General features: G+C 65.3%; 12 protein-coding genes. 7 read left to right on the forward strand and 5 right to left on the reverse strand.

Features of this window, described 5'->3' with window-relative positions:
- Nucleotides 1–109: 109 nt before the first annotated feature.
- Nucleotides 110–886: an SDR family NAD(P)-dependent oxidoreductase gene (locus XI09_RS23135; protein ID WP_271568908.1), complete on the reverse strand. Its 777-nt coding sequence runs from the start codon at nucleotides 884–886 to the stop codon at nucleotides 110–112.
- A 75-nt stretch (nucleotides 887–961) separates the two neighbouring features.
- On the opposite strand from XI09_RS23135, the gene XI09_RS23140 reads away from it, so the two are divergent.
- Nucleotides 962–1,423: a MarR family winged helix-turn-helix transcriptional regulator gene (locus XI09_RS23140; RefSeq protein ID WP_271568909.1), complete on the forward strand. Its 462-nt coding sequence runs from the start codon at nucleotides 962–964 to the stop codon at nucleotides 1,421–1,423.
- A 140-nt stretch (nucleotides 1,424–1,563) separates the two neighbouring features.
- Here XI09_RS23140 and XI09_RS23145 read toward each other — a convergent pair whose 3' ends face one another.
- Both XI09_RS23145 and trhA read right to left on the reverse strand, forming a co-directional pair.
- On the reverse strand, nucleotides 1,564–2,358 hold the full coding sequence (locus tag XI09_RS23145; RefSeq protein ID WP_271568910.1) for an SDR family oxidoreductase: 795 nt from the start codon (nucleotides 2,356–2,358) through the stop codon (nucleotides 1,564–1,566).
- Between the two features lie 66 nt (nucleotides 2,359–2,424).
- On the reverse strand, nucleotides 2,425–3,120 hold the full coding sequence (trhA, locus tag XI09_RS23150; RefSeq protein ID WP_271568911.1) for a PAQR family membrane homeostasis protein TrhA: 696 nt from the start codon (nucleotides 3,118–3,120) through the stop codon (nucleotides 2,425–2,427).
- Nucleotides 3,121–3,299: 179 nt separating this feature from the next.
- On the opposite strand from trhA, the gene XI09_RS23155 reads away from it, so the two are divergent.
- Nucleotides 3,300–4,769, forward strand: coding sequence for a YcjX family protein (locus tag XI09_RS23155; protein ID WP_271568912.1), 1,470 nt, complete (start codon nucleotides 3,300–3,302; stop codon nucleotides 4,767–4,769).
- Complete coding sequence (locus tag XI09_RS23160) at nucleotides 4,766–5,794, forward strand: YcjF family protein (protein ID WP_271568913.1); 1,029 nt, start codon at nucleotides 4,766–4,768, stop codon at nucleotides 5,792–5,794. Before XI09_RS23155 ends, XI09_RS23160 begins: the two co-directional genes overlap by 4 nt.
- Before the next feature lie 7 nt (nucleotides 5,795–5,801).
- Here the strand turns inward: XI09_RS23160 and XI09_RS23165 are convergent, their stop codons facing one another.
- Complete coding sequence (locus XI09_RS23165; RefSeq protein WP_271568978.1) at nucleotides 5,802–7,319, reverse strand: glycosyltransferase family 39 protein; 1,518 nt, start codon at nucleotides 7,317–7,319, stop codon at nucleotides 5,802–5,804.
- A gap of 444 nt (nucleotides 7,320–7,763) precedes the next feature.
- Here XI09_RS23165 and XI09_RS23170 point away from each other — a divergent pair, with 444 nt between their 5' ends.
- From XI09_RS23170 to XI09_RS23185, 4 genes are all read left to right on the forward strand, one after another.
- Nucleotides 7,764–9,494: an adenylate/guanylate cyclase domain-containing protein gene (locus XI09_RS23170; protein ID WP_271568914.1), complete on the forward strand. Its 1,731-nt coding sequence runs from the start codon at nucleotides 7,764–7,766 to the stop codon at nucleotides 9,492–9,494.
- A gap of 325 nt (nucleotides 9,495–9,819) precedes the next feature.
- A complete protein-coding gene (gene sorA, locus XI09_RS23175; protein WP_271568915.1) occupies nucleotides 9,820–11,019 on the forward strand; it encodes a SorA family sulfite dehydrogenase catalytic subunit in 1,200 nt (399 codons plus the stop codon).
- A 13-nt stretch (nucleotides 11,020–11,032) separates the two neighbouring features.
- Entirely contained in the window at nucleotides 11,033–11,341 is a 309-nt protein-coding gene (gene sorB / locus XI09_RS23180) for a SorB family sulfite dehydrogenase c-type cytochrome subunit (RefSeq protein WP_271568916.1), read from the forward strand.
- A gap of 197 nt (nucleotides 11,342–11,538) precedes the next feature.
- Nucleotides 11,539–11,739, forward strand: coding sequence for a cold-shock protein (locus tag XI09_RS23185; RefSeq protein ID WP_008563500.1), 201 nt, complete (start codon nucleotides 11,539–11,541; stop codon nucleotides 11,737–11,739).
- 170 nt (nucleotides 11,740–11,909) lie between these two features.
- Here XI09_RS23185 and XI09_RS23190 read toward each other — a convergent pair whose 3' ends face one another.
- Nucleotides 11,910–12,374 carry an Lrp/AsnC ligand binding domain-containing protein gene (locus tag XI09_RS23190; protein WP_271568917.1) on the reverse strand — a complete coding sequence of 155 codons (465 nt, stop codon included), beginning with the start codon at nucleotides 12,372–12,374 and terminating at the stop codon, nucleotides 11,910–11,912.
- Nucleotides 12,375–12,465: the final 91 nt, after the last annotated feature.

The raw sequence follows: 12,465 nt of genomic DNA on the forward strand, positions 1-12,465 counted from the left end.
CAGAACCCCGGCAGAGGCCTTCTCCTCTCAACTGTTGCACTTCGAGTGTGAATCCACCTCCTGGCTTTCGCCAGGACGACAGCGAATTTTCTGGCGCGACCGCCCGAAATTACGACGCCAGAAATCCCCCATCCGCTGCCAGCACGTGCCCGACCACGTAGGACGACGCATCCGACGACAGCCACACCACGGCCTCCGCGACTTCCTCCGGGCTCCCCATCCGCCGCAGCGGCAGGCCTGCGCTCACCGTCGCGACATCGCCCACACCGGCGCGCAGCATCATGTCGGTGACGACGCGGCCGGGCGCGATGGCGTTGATGCGGATGCCGCGCGGGGCGTTCTCCATGGCGGCCGAGCGCGTCAGCGAGATCGCCGCCGCCTTGGACGCCGAATACAGCGAGAAGCCGGGATTGGGATTGCGCACGCCGCTGACGGAGGCATTGACGACGATGCTGCCGCGCCCTTTCGCCAGCATCGCCGGCAATTGATGGCGCAGGCACAGGAACAGCGCGCGGACATTGGTGTCGAACACGCTGTCGTAGATCTCCATGCCCTGCTCTTCCAGCGGCGCTCGGCGCTCCTGGAAGCCGGCATTGTTGAAGGCGACGTCGAGCCGGCCGCAACGCTTCACAGCCGTGCCGACGAGGCGCGCCACGTCGTCCTCGCGCGTGATGTCGGTCTTGAGCGCGATCGCGTCCGTGCCGATCTCGCGGCATGCCGCCGCGGTTGCTTCGATCTCGGCTTCGCGCCGGCCCGCAACGACGATCGCTGCCGCGCCCTCGGACGCCATCCGCAAGGCCGTGGCGCGGCCGATGCCGCTGCCGCCGCCGGTCACCAGGCAGACCTTGTCCCTCATCCGCTGACCAGCCGGGAAAATTCCGCTCATGGGTCACTCCAAAACGCTTGCGCGCGCCGTTGCGCACATATAGTTGTATGATACAACTATATGTCGGGAGTCAAGATGGCCGGGCTATCGCTGATCGACGACATCCGCGCCGCCTCGCGCCTGATGGTGCGTGAGCTCGGCTTCATGGACGCGACGGTGGCGGCGTCGGACTATCCGCCCTCGGCCGTGCACACCATTCTGGAGATCGGCATCCGCGGGCCGATGACCTCCAGCGAGCTCGGCGATTTCCTGCGGCTGGAAAAATCCAGCGTCAGCCGTCTGGTGCGCAAGCTGATCGATTGCGGTGAGCTCAGGGAGACGCCTGACGAGCTAGATGCACGCAGCAAGCTGCTGTCACTGACGGCCAAGGGCCGGCGCACGCTGGAGGCGCTGCACGCCTTTGGTCGCCAACAGGTGCGCGGCGCGCTGGCAGCGTTGACGGAAGCCGAGCAGCGCACGGTGCGCGAGGGAATGATGCTCTATGCCCGGGCGTTGCGGCAGAGCCGGGTGGAGGATGAGGTGGAGTCGGCGGCGTAACTCCATTCTCGGTGTCATCGCCCGGCTTGACCGGGCGATCCAGTACTCCGAGACGGTTGTGATTGAATCGACAGGCCGCGGCGTACTGGATGCCCCGCTTTCGCGGGGCATGACAGGGTCAGCCGCAGCACCAGCCTCCCCTACTTCCCGAACTCTTCCCGCATCCTGGCCTGGATCTTCGCCATGCCGCCGATCCAGCGGTCGTAGTTCTCGGTCTTCTTGCGCATGTAGCCGAGCACCTGGGGGTGCGGCAGGATCAGGAACGTTTCCTGCGCGAGGCCCGCGAGCACGTCACTGGCGACCTGCTCGGGCGTGAGATCGCCGTCGCCGGATTGCGGGCCCTTGGGGATCGAGCGCAGCATGTTGGTGTCGACGCCCTGCGGGCAGAGGATCGAGACCTTGATGTTGTCAGCCTTGTGCGAGATCGCGAGGTTTTCGGCAAACCCCACTGCGGCGTGCTTGGTGGTGGAATAAGCGGGGCTGCCGACCTGCGACAGCAGGCCCGCGGCCGAGATCGTGTTGAGGAAATAGCCGCCGCCCCGCGCCTTCATCCGCGGGACCAGATGCCGGGCCGCATAGACATGGGCCATGACGTGGATCGCCCAGCTGCGCTGCCACGGCTCATCGGAAGCGCCGCCGGCATTGACCGACATCGGATCGAAACCGCCGCCGATGCCGGCATTGGAGCAGAACAATTCGATCGGCCCGAACTGCCGCTCGGTCTCCTCGATGACGTGGGCGACGTCCTTCTCCTGCGCGACATCGCATTTGAAGGCTGCGCCATCCACCATGGCGGCGACCGCCCTGGCGTTGGCGGCGTCCATGTCCGCGACGACGACCTTGGCTGCGCCCGCCTTGTGAAATGCCTCGCACAGCGCCTTGCCGATGCCGTTTGCGCCGCCCGTGACGACCACGACCTTGCCGGTCACCTGCATGCGACGTCTCCTCTTGTCTTGTACCGCTCTTATACCGCTTTGCTTATTCCGCGTCGCGGGTCCTGCTCAGCTCAACACGAGGTCGAGCACCGCGGTATAATGGCACGCCGCACCGGCCAAGACAAAGCCATGCCAGATCGCATTCTGGAAGCGCAGCCGCCGCCAGGCATGGAAGATCACGCCAAAGCTGTAGAGCAGCCCGCCCGCAAGTATGAAGCCCAGCACCAGCGCGGGCAGCGCCTTGACCACGGCGTCGTAGAGCATCACGCCGCTCCAACCCATCGCGAGGTAGATACCGACCGCGACGCGGTCGAACCGGCCGGGATAGCGAAGCTTCAGCACGATACCGACGATCGCCACGCACCAGACGCAGACGAGCAGCACCAGCGCGAAGACGCTGTCTTTCAGCTCCAGGATGAACGGCGTGTAGGTCGCGGCGATCAGGAGATAGATCGCCGAATGGTCGAAGCGCCGCAGCAGCCATTTGACCGGCGAGACCGGCCAGAGATTATAGCTCGCCGACAGCACCAGCATCGAGAGCAGGCCGGCGACATAGATCGAGACGCCGACGATGTTGGTGGCGTCGGCATAAAGCACCGCAAGCATCACCAGAACGGTCGCGGCGACGGTACCGGAAAACACACCGACTGCATGAATGATCCCGTCGGCGATCAGTTCGGCGCGGTCGTAGTTCCAGCCGATCGCGTCGGCTGCGGCATGGACGGAATTGGATGCAAGCTGTTTCAGTTGGAAGACGGTCATGGCAATCCACAAAGCGAGTCAATGCTCTCGTTGTATGGGTCTTTCGGGATCGGCGCGTCGTTCAATCGGCTGATTTACCGACAAAGGCGGTGGAAGTATGAAGCTTGATTTTCCCCACGCAATTGCCACCTTTGTGAACAGCTTCACTTTTCCGCCCGCCGAGATCCCCTAACGTTCACATGGCATTCAGTTTCCAGGATATGGTCGAAGAGGCGCGCCTGTCGGCCCGGGCGCTGATCGACTATGGCGAGCACTTCTTCAATCCGACGGTGCGGCTCGGGGTCACCGGCCTGTCGCGGGCCGGCAAGACGGTGTTCATCACCGCGCTGATCCATGGGCTGACGCGCGGCGGCCGGTTTCCGGTGTTCGAAGCCTATGCCTCGGGCCGGATCGCGCGCGCGCATCTCGCGCCGCAGCCGGACGATGCCGTGCCGCGCTTTGCCTATGAGACTCATCTGCGCGCGCTGGTCGAGGAACGGCACTGGCCGACCTCGACCGTCGACATCAGCGAGCTGCGGCTCGTCATCGACTATCAGCGCCACAACGGTGCCGACCGCACCCTGACGCTCGACATCGTCGACTATCCCGGCGAGTGGCTGCTCGACCTGCCGCTGCTGCAAAAGAGCTACGAGCAATGGTCGGCGGAGAGTCTTGCGCTGTCGCGCGAGGCGCCACGCGCCCATCTTGCCGCCGACTGGCACGCCCACCTCGCCACGCTCAAGCCCGAGGCGCGCGAGGACGAGCAGGCGACGCTGACCGCCGCAAAGCTCTTCACCGATTACTTGCGCGCGTGCCGCGACGAGCGCTTTGCAATGAGCCTGTTGCCGCCTGGCCGCTTCCTGATGCCCGGCAATCTCGCGGGCTCCCCGGCGCTGACCTTTGCGGCGCTCGACGTGCCCGTCGGCGGCCAGGCGCCGGACGGCTCGCTGTGGGCGATGATGGTGCGCCGCTTCGAAGCCTACAAGGACGTCGTGGTGCGGCCGTTCTTCCGCGATCACTTTGCGCGCCTCGATCGCCAGATTGTGCTGGCCGATGCGCTCGTCGCGTTCAACTCCGGACCCGAGGCGCTGCACGATCTCGAAGCTGCGCTCGCCGGCATTCTCGATTGCTTCAACATCGGCCGCAGCACCTTGCTCTCCAGCCTGTTCCGGCCGCGCATCGACCGCATCCTGTTTGCGGCGACCAAGGCGGACCATCTGCATCATTCCAGTCACGACCGGCTCGAGGCCGTGCTGCGGCGCGCCGTGACGCAGGCGGTTGCGCGCGCGGAAAATACCGGCGCGGCGATCGACGTGGTGGCGCTTGCTGCCGTCCGCGCCACGCGCGAAGCTCAGGTCGCGCATGGCCGCGACAAACTGCCGTCGATCCTGGGAACGCCGGCCGCAGGCGAAAGCGCCGGCGGCGAGTTCTTCGACGGCAACACGGAGGTTGCGACCTTTCCCGGCGACTTGCCCCTGGATCCCGAGCCGCTGTTCAACGGCACGGATGCGTTCCGCGGCCTCTCGACCGAGGCCGCCGGGAAAAGCGACTTCCGCTTCCTGCGCTTCCGCCCGCCAAAGCTCGAACGCGAAGGGACGGACGAGCCGACGCTGCCACACATCCGCCTCGACCGTGCCTTGCAGTTCCTGATCGGAGACAAGCTCTCATGAACGAGCGATCCCCGCCGCGGCGGCCGGCGACGTTCCGCCTCGACGATCCCGGCGTCGTCGTCACCGAAGCCAACGAGACCAGCCGGCTTAGCCGCGCCACGATCCAGATCACGCCGGAGCCAGATCCACTGGCGCTGCCGGTGCCGATCGAACCGGCACTTCCGGCGCGGCGCGGCTTTTCCTGGGGCACGCTGTTCTGGTCGGGCGTTGCCGGCTTGACGCTGCTCGGCGTCGGCCTCGGCGTCGTCCGTCTGATCGAGGATTTGTTTGCACGCAGCGAAAGCCTCGGCTTCGTCGGGCTCGCTTTCGCGCTCGTCACCGCGCTCGCGCTCGCGGTGGTGATCGGGCGTGAAGCGTTCGGGCTGGCGCGCCTCGCGACGATCGAGAAGCTGCATCAGCGCGCAGCCGCAGTGCTTGCCAGCGACGACCGCAGGGAAAGCCGCGTCATCGTGCAGGACCTCCTGAAGATCGCGCACCAGAATCCGCGGCTCGCCCGCGCCCGCGCCACGCTGGAGAGCCACACCGGCGAGATCATCGACGGCGCCGACATGATCCGCCTCGCCGAGCGCGAATTGATGTCGCCGCTGGATGTGGAGGCGCGACGGCTGGTGTCGTCGGCCGCGCAAAAGGTCTCGATCGTCACGGCGGTCTCGCCCCGCGCGGCGATCGACGTGATGTTCGTGCTCGTCGCCGCGCTGCGTCTGATCCGCCAGCTTGCGTACCTCTATGGCGGCCGGCCCGGCGCGCTCGGCATGATCCGCCTGCTCCGCCACGTCATCGCCCACCTCGCCATCACCGGCGGCATGGCCGCGAGCGACAGCCTGGTGCAGCAGATGCTGGGCCACGGGATTGCAGCGAAGCTGTCGCAACGGCTGGGCGAAGGCGTGCTCAACGGATTGCTGACGGCGCGGCTCGGATTGGCCGCGATCGAGGTGACACGCCCGCTGCCGTTCGCGGCGCTACCGCCGCCGAAGCTGTCGGATCTCGCAACGGATCTGCTGCGGAAGAAAGAGGACGAGGAGTAAGTCCCCCTCACCCCACCCCTCTCCCCGCGTGCGGGGAGAGGGAGAGAAGGGCCAGCACCCGCCACTGAAACAACGGCGAGTCCTTCGGCGGAGACAGGTCCGGGGTCCAGCCGGTGAGCTTTTCAAGCACGTAGGTATCCGTCAGTACGCCGCGCCAGCGGCGTTCGACCTGACCGAGCTGCTCGCGCTTCGCAGGGATATTCTCCCACAGCGATAAACGATCGTCCGGCTCGCGCCCGACATAGATGCCGGCATGTCCCTTGATCCGGTCCATGCCGGGATCGCGGAAATCCTGGAAGCGGCCGCGCTCGCTGATCTCGATGACGGGCACGCGGCCCCTGAACAGCCAGCGCATCATGGCATAGGTGCGGTAGTCCGTGGTTGCGATCCAGGTCGCGCCGGTCTCATCCAGCGCAGCCTGCGCGCGCGCTGCGACCTGCTCGTAGCCGGCCTCGGCGCCGATCGGATCGATCTTGCCGAGAAAATTCCAGGGCGCGGCGACGTAGTAGAGGAACACGATGACGACGAAGGCGATGCCCGAGACGATCGCCGTCTTCGCCCAGAACAGGCTCGACCGGATTACCCGCGCCGACCAGGTGTCACGCGACAGCATGACGAGGTTCACCGCCGCCGCCGCGAAGCCGACCGGCCACATGAACATCGGCCAGGTATCGCCGACCCGGAGCGTCAGCGATTTCATGAAGAAATAGAGAAACGGCACCAGCACCGCGGTCGACAGCAGGATCGCGACCGGCTCGCGCGTACGATACCCGCGCCATGCCGTCATCACGAGCCCCCACAGCACTACCGGCAACATGACGAAGCCGACGAGACCGAATTGCAGGCCGATGTAATCACCGACGGTGCGGAGCGAGATGCCGTAATTGGCGGTGGCGCGCACGCCCTGGAACCGGAACGAGGCCCAGTCGTGCTGCGCATTCCAGATCAGCACCGGCGAGAACATTGCGATCGCGACCAGCACGGCGAGATAGGGGTAAGGACTGCGCAGCCAGCGCCAGCGCCAATCCGGCACGAGAAGAAAAGCGGCCACCGCCGGTGCGAACATGACCGCGGTGAATTTCGACAGCATCGCCAGCCCGGCGAACAGCCCCGCTGCCAGCCACCAGCGCCCGTCATCGCTCTGCGCCAGCCGCACCAGCGACCACATCATCGCCACCGCGAACGGGATCATGGCGACGTCGGGCGCGACCTTGGCCATCAAGAGGCCGTAATAGAGCGCGGCCTCCGGCATCAGCACCGCGATCATGACCGCACGCGCATCATGGGTGAGGCGGCGGACGATGTCGGCGAGCAGCAGTTGCGTCACCAGCATGGCGACAATGCCGCCGAAACGGACACCGAGCGCGGTGTCGCCGAAGATCGCAGTGCCAAAACGGATGAGCCAGGCGATGCCCGGGGGATGATCGAGGAAGCTGAGCGCCGCCTCCTTCGACCAGGTCCAGTAATAGGCCTCGTCGGTGCGCAGCTCGATCGCGGAGGCGTAGACGATGCGCAGCAGCGTCATCGCGGCGATGACGAGCACGGCAGCAAGGACGAGACGGCGTTCGGCGCCGTCTGGCTTCGCAGAGATGTCGGGAGCGATCGTCACGGCCGCGCTTTTCCCCGACTTGGGAGGGGGAGTCAATGCGGGGCCCCGTCGTCCCGGGCAAGCGAAGCGTGACCCGGGACCCATAACCACAGGGAGGAGTGTGGCACGAGCTGGTAACTCCGAGTCTTCGCCAAACACCTCCCGGTGGTAATGGGTCCCGGATCGGCGCGCGCTTTGGGCGCGCTTGTCCGGGACGACGACGGTGGTGGACGCGGGATGGTGGGCACGGCGCGCAAGAGCGCGCCTTTGCCCACCCTACGGTTTTGTAACCTTGCCGCGCATGTGATCCCGGAAACTGTCCACCGCCGGAATTAAACGCTAGGCTGGCTGTTCTCCTTCTTGAACTGATACAACCGAATCATGGCCACCGCTCCCGTCCACATGCCCGAACTCGTCCGCGCGACCAGCGTGCGGCAGGTGCGGCTCATCTGCGGCGTCATCCTGTTCTCCTATGTGGTCAGCCATTTCCTCAACCATGCGCTCGGCAACGTCTCGGTCGATGCGATGGAGGTCGGGGTCTACTACCACACCGCATTCTGGCAGTTCCTGCCTGTTGCGATCGTGTTCTACACCGCCGCGCTCACCCATATGGGGCTCGGCATCTATGCGCTGTACCAGCGGCGCCAGTTCCGCTGGCGGACGATCGAGCCGCTCCAGCTCGTGCTGGGGCTGAGCATCCCCGCCCTGGTCATGGCGCACGTGATCGGCGTGCGGCTCGGCCAGACGCTGTACGGACACCAAAAACTCTATCCGCAGGAACTCTATCTGTTCTTCGTCGCATCGAACCGCATCTGGACCATGACGATCCTGCTGATCATCGCCTGGGTCCACGGCTGCATCGGCATTTATTTCTGGCTCCGCCTCAAGCCGTTCTTCACGCGCGCCGCGCCCTATCTGCTCGCGGCCGCAGTGCTGATCCCGACGCTGGCGCTGCTCGGCGTCTATCAGGGCGGCCGCAGCGTCGCGGTCGAAGCCGACGACGGGGAATGGCGCACGCACAATCTCACCCGCCGCCAGGTCGGCACGGTCGCGGAAGCCAACACGCTCGACCGCATCACCGGCGGCCTCATCATCGGCTATGTCGGGCTGCTCGGACTGGCGCTGGCCGCGCGCGGCGTGCGCGCCTGGCGCGAGCGGCGCGGCGGCATGATCGCGTTGTCCTACGGCAACGGCAAGACGGTGCGGGTCCCCAAGGGCCTCTCCGTGTTGGAAGCGAGCCTGCGCCACAATGTGCCGCATGCCAGCGTCTGCGGCGGCCGCGCCCGCTGCTCGACTTGCCGCATCCGCATCATCGGCGACCATGGCGCCCTGCCCGAGCCGTCACAGCGCGAGGCCTTCGTGCTCACCCGTGTCGGCACCACCGACCCCTCGATCCGCCTCGCCTGCCAGCTGCGGCCGACGTCGGATCTCTCCTTCTTCCAGCTCTTCACCTCGCACACCCTGTCGGCGAATGCGACTGCTTCGACGCCGGCCCGGATCGGCCAGGAGCGCTATCTCGTCAGCCTGTTCGTGGACATGCGCGGCTCGACCCAGCTCGCCGAAAAGCGGCTGCCGTTCGACACCGTCTTCATCGTCAACCGCTTCCTCGGCGCGGTCTCGCAGGCCGTGGTCGAGAACGGCGGCCAGCCGAACCAGTTCGTCGGCGACGGCATGCTTGCGCTGTTCGGGCTGTCAGCAGATCCGCAAGCGGCCTGCCGGCAGGCGCTGAAAGCGGCCGCAGGCATCGCCACGCATATCGACGAGCTCAACGAGCTGCTGAGCCACGATCTGCGCCAGCCGATCCGCTTCGGCATCGGCATTCACGGCGGCGAGGTCATCATCGGCGACATCGGCTATCGCGATCACATCGTGTTCACGGCGCTGGGCGACGCCGTCAACGTCGCCGCCCGCCTCCAGGACATGACCAAGACGCTGGCCTGTGAAGCCATCGTCTCGGAAGAGGTCCGCCGCACCGCAGGTCTTGCCGACGACGCGCTGCCGCAGCAGGAGGTCGCGATCCGCGGCCGCGACGAGCCGATGGCCGTGCGCGTGGTCGCGGATGCCAGGGAGCTGTCGGCGCTCGTCGCGCGCGGCGAACGCGTCGCGGCCTGATTCTTCGCCTCTCCCCGCGTGCGGGGAGAGGCCGGAATGCGCGCGCAGCGCGGATTCCGGGTGAGGGGGAGCCTCCGCAAACTCGACTGTCACCGTCCCCGCGGAGACTCCCCCTCAACCCAACCCTCTCCCCGCGAGCGGGGCGAGGGAGCACACCTTCGTTGCGGTTACAGCTCGACGTCGCCGTAACACCGGCCTGCTGCAATGCAGCGACATGGGCCTGCTGCGAAAGCACGAATTGACTTCATCGGCATCGTTGCGACAGATGAACGCAGGATCGCGGTGATGACCGCGAGCCAACGAAAAAGCTCCGGGAGGGGACCAGATGTTCGACCGACGCAACCTGCTCAAAGGAGCGGGGCTTGCCGCCATGGCGGCCACACTGAACTCCACCAAAGCGCTGGCGCTCGACACCGTCACCCTGCCCTTCGCCAATGGCGAACGGCCGCTGGTGAAATATCCGCAGAAGCGGCCGATGATCGGCCTGACCAGCCGGCCGCCGCAGCTCGAGACGCCGTTCGCGGTGTTCAACGACGGCCCGATCACGCCGAACAACGCGTTCTTCGTGCGCTATCACCTCTCCGACCTGCCCTACAATCTCGACCCCGACAAGTTCACGCTCGAGATCAAGGGCAAGGTCGACAAGCCGCTCAAGCTGTCGCTCAAGGACATCCGCAAGATGAAGGCGACCGAGATCGTCGCCGTCAATCAATGCTCCGGCAACAGCCGCGGCTTCTTCGAGCCGCGTGTCGCCGGCGGCCAGCTCGCCAACGGCGCCATGGGCTGCGCGCGCTGGCGCGGCGTGCCGCTGAAGACCGTGCTCGATATGGCGGGCGTGCAGAGCGGCGCCAGGCAGGTCACGTTCAACGGCATGGACGGTCCGGTCAGCGACAAGACGCCTGACTTCATCAAGGCGCTCGACATCGATCACGCCAGCGACGGCGAGGTGATGCTGGCCTACGGCATGAACGGCGAGGACCTGCCGTTCCTCAACGGCTTCCCGCTGCGCCTGATCGTGCCCGGCTATTACGGCACCTACTGGGTCAAGCACCTCAACGAGATCACCGTCATCGACAATGTCTATGACGGCTTCTGGATGAAGTCGGCCTATCGCATTCCTGATACCCCGAACAATGCGGTCGAGCCCGGCACCGCGCCGAAGGCGACCATCCCGATCAACCGCTTCACCATTCGCTCTTTCATCACCAGCGTGCCTGACGGCGCCAGGCTGAAGGCAGGAGCTACGACGCTGCGCGGCATCGCCTTCGACGGCGGCAAGGGCATCAAGGACGTCGCGGTCTCCACCGACGGCGGCAAGAGCTGGACCAATGCCAAGCTCGGCAAGGACCTCGGCAAATACGCGTTCCGTGAATGGAAGCTGCCGGTGAAGCTTGCGGCCGGCTCGTACGAGCTCAAGGTCCGCGCCACCGGCAATGGCGGCGAGACCCAGCCGGACATGCCGCGCTGGAACCCGGCGGGTTATTTGCGCAACGTCGTTGAAACCGTCCGCGTCAGCGTGGCCTGAGGGGAGAATGATCATGCAGCGCACAGTTCTCCTCGCCATCTCGCTCGCTCTCACCGCCGTGGTGGGTTCGGCATTTGCGGCGCCGATCAACTACAAGACGCCCGACGAGGTCGCCGCCTTCAAGCCCGGCCCCAATCTCGAGGTCGTACAGGGCAATTGCAGCGCCTGCCACTCGGCCGACTACATCAACACGCAGCCGCCGATGAAGGACAAGAAGGGCTTCTGGCAAGCCGAGGTGACCAAGATGATCAAGGTCTATGGCGCACCGATCGACGATGCCGATGTCGGCAAGATCGTCGATTATCTGGCCACCACGTATTGACGGCGCGCGGGCCAATTGACCGCGAAACGGGCAAAACCGGCAAAAACGCCGCGAAGTTGAGCGGAATTCGGCGAAAGGCTGACGTGGTTTGAGCTACCAAGCCTGCCACAATCCGCGTATCCTGTTAGGACCGAACCGGCCGGTTGGCGGGGACTGGCGGTTCGAGATCTCGGAGGAAGACCCGCGGAGAAGTCGTGATGGCTAAAGGTACGGTCAAGTGGTTCAACCCGACGAAGGGTTATGGATTTATCCAGCCTGCGTCGGGGGGCAAGGATGTGTTCGTGCATATCTCGGCAGTGCAGAAAGCCGGTCTGTCCACCCTGAACGAGGGACAGACGGTTGAATACGAAGAGATCGCAAACCGGGGCAAGACCTCCGCAGAAAACCTCAAAGTATAAGCCCGCCAGCGTTTCGCTGCCTCCCGGAATACCTCCGGGAGCGAGGCCAAGAAAATTTCAGAAGACGGCCAGTGCATTCGACGACAGGCGTTGCGATTGCGCAAGGATAGCTATTTTTCCCGCGAAGGCCGCTCGTTCAACGCCACGCCAATGACAATCGCGACGGCACTTCACGGGCCTACCGGCAATGGTGCGTCGCGCTTGATCTCCTCCATCACCGCATAGGTCCGCGTCTCGCGCACGCCCGGCATCGACAGCAGGGTCTCGCCGAGGAATCGCCGATACGCCGTCATGTCCGCAAGCCGCGCCTTCACAAGATAGTCGAAGCCGCCGGCAACCATGTGACACTCCAGGACCTCAGGCGCGAGTTTCACCGCGCGCGCAAAGCGCTCGAAATTGTCGGGCGTGGTCTTGTCGAGCAGCACCTCGACGAACACCAGAAGCCCGAGGCCAAGCCGGTGCGGATTGAGCCGCGCGCCATAGCCCTCGACAAAGCCCTCGCGCTGCAAGCGCTTCAGCCGCTCGCCGATCGACGTCGGCGACAAGCCGATGCGTTCGGCGAGCTCCACATTGGCGATTCGCCCATCCTCCTGCAAAATCGAGAGGATTCTCCGGTCGATCCGATCAAGTTCCATATTTTATCTGGCTATAATGGCATCTATCTTCATTTTCTAAGGCAACTCGGCTAATTTGTCTATCGAACTACGGTAACGCGGGCCTTATCCT

This window comes from Bradyrhizobium sp. CCBAU 11386 (genome assembly GCF_028128955.1).
Lineage (GTDB): Bacteria > Pseudomonadota > Alphaproteobacteria > Rhizobiales > Xanthobacteraceae > Bradyrhizobium.

Excerpts from the sequence above, each read along its gene's own strand:
- XI09_RS23135 (WP_271568908.1), bottom strand. The coding sequence starts at position 886 with ATGAGCGGAATTTTCCCGGCTGGTCAGCGGATGAGGGACAAGGTCTGC.
- XI09_RS23140 (WP_271568909.1), top strand. The coding sequence starts at position 962 with ATGGCCGGGCTATCGCTGATCGACGACATCCGCGCCGCCTCGCGCCTG.
- XI09_RS23145 (WP_271568910.1), bottom strand. The coding sequence starts at position 2,358 with ATGCAGGTGACCGGCAAGGTCGTGGTCGTCACGGGCGGCGCAAACGGC.
- trhA (WP_271568911.1), bottom strand. The coding sequence starts at position 3,120 with ATGACCGTCTTCCAACTGAAACAGCTTGCATCCAATTCCGTCCATGCC.
- XI09_RS23155 (WP_271568912.1), top strand. The coding sequence starts at position 3,300 with ATGGCATTCAGTTTCCAGGATATGGTCGAAGAGGCGCGCCTGTCGGCC.
- XI09_RS23160 (WP_271568913.1), top strand. The coding sequence starts at position 4,766 with ATGAACGAGCGATCCCCGCCGCGGCGGCCGGCGACGTTCCGCCTCGAC.
- XI09_RS23165 (WP_271568978.1), bottom strand. The coding sequence starts at position 7,319 with ATGACGCTGCTGCGCATCGTCTACGCCTCCGCGATCGAGCTGCGCACC.
- XI09_RS23170 (WP_271568914.1), top strand. The coding sequence starts at position 7,764 with ATGGCCACCGCTCCCGTCCACATGCCCGAACTCGTCCGCGCGACCAGC.
- sorA (WP_271568915.1), top strand. The coding sequence starts at position 9,820 with ATGTTCGACCGACGCAACCTGCTCAAAGGAGCGGGGCTTGCCGCCATG.
- sorB (WP_271568916.1), top strand. The coding sequence starts at position 11,033 with ATGCAGCGCACAGTTCTCCTCGCCATCTCGCTCGCTCTCACCGCCGTG.
- XI09_RS23185 (WP_008563500.1), top strand. The coding sequence starts at position 11,539 with ATGGCTAAAGGTACGGTCAAGTGGTTCAACCCGACGAAGGGTTATGGA.
- XI09_RS23190 (WP_271568917.1), bottom strand. The coding sequence starts at position 12,374 with ATGGAACTTGATCGGATCGACCGGAGAATCCTCTCGATTTTGCAGGAG.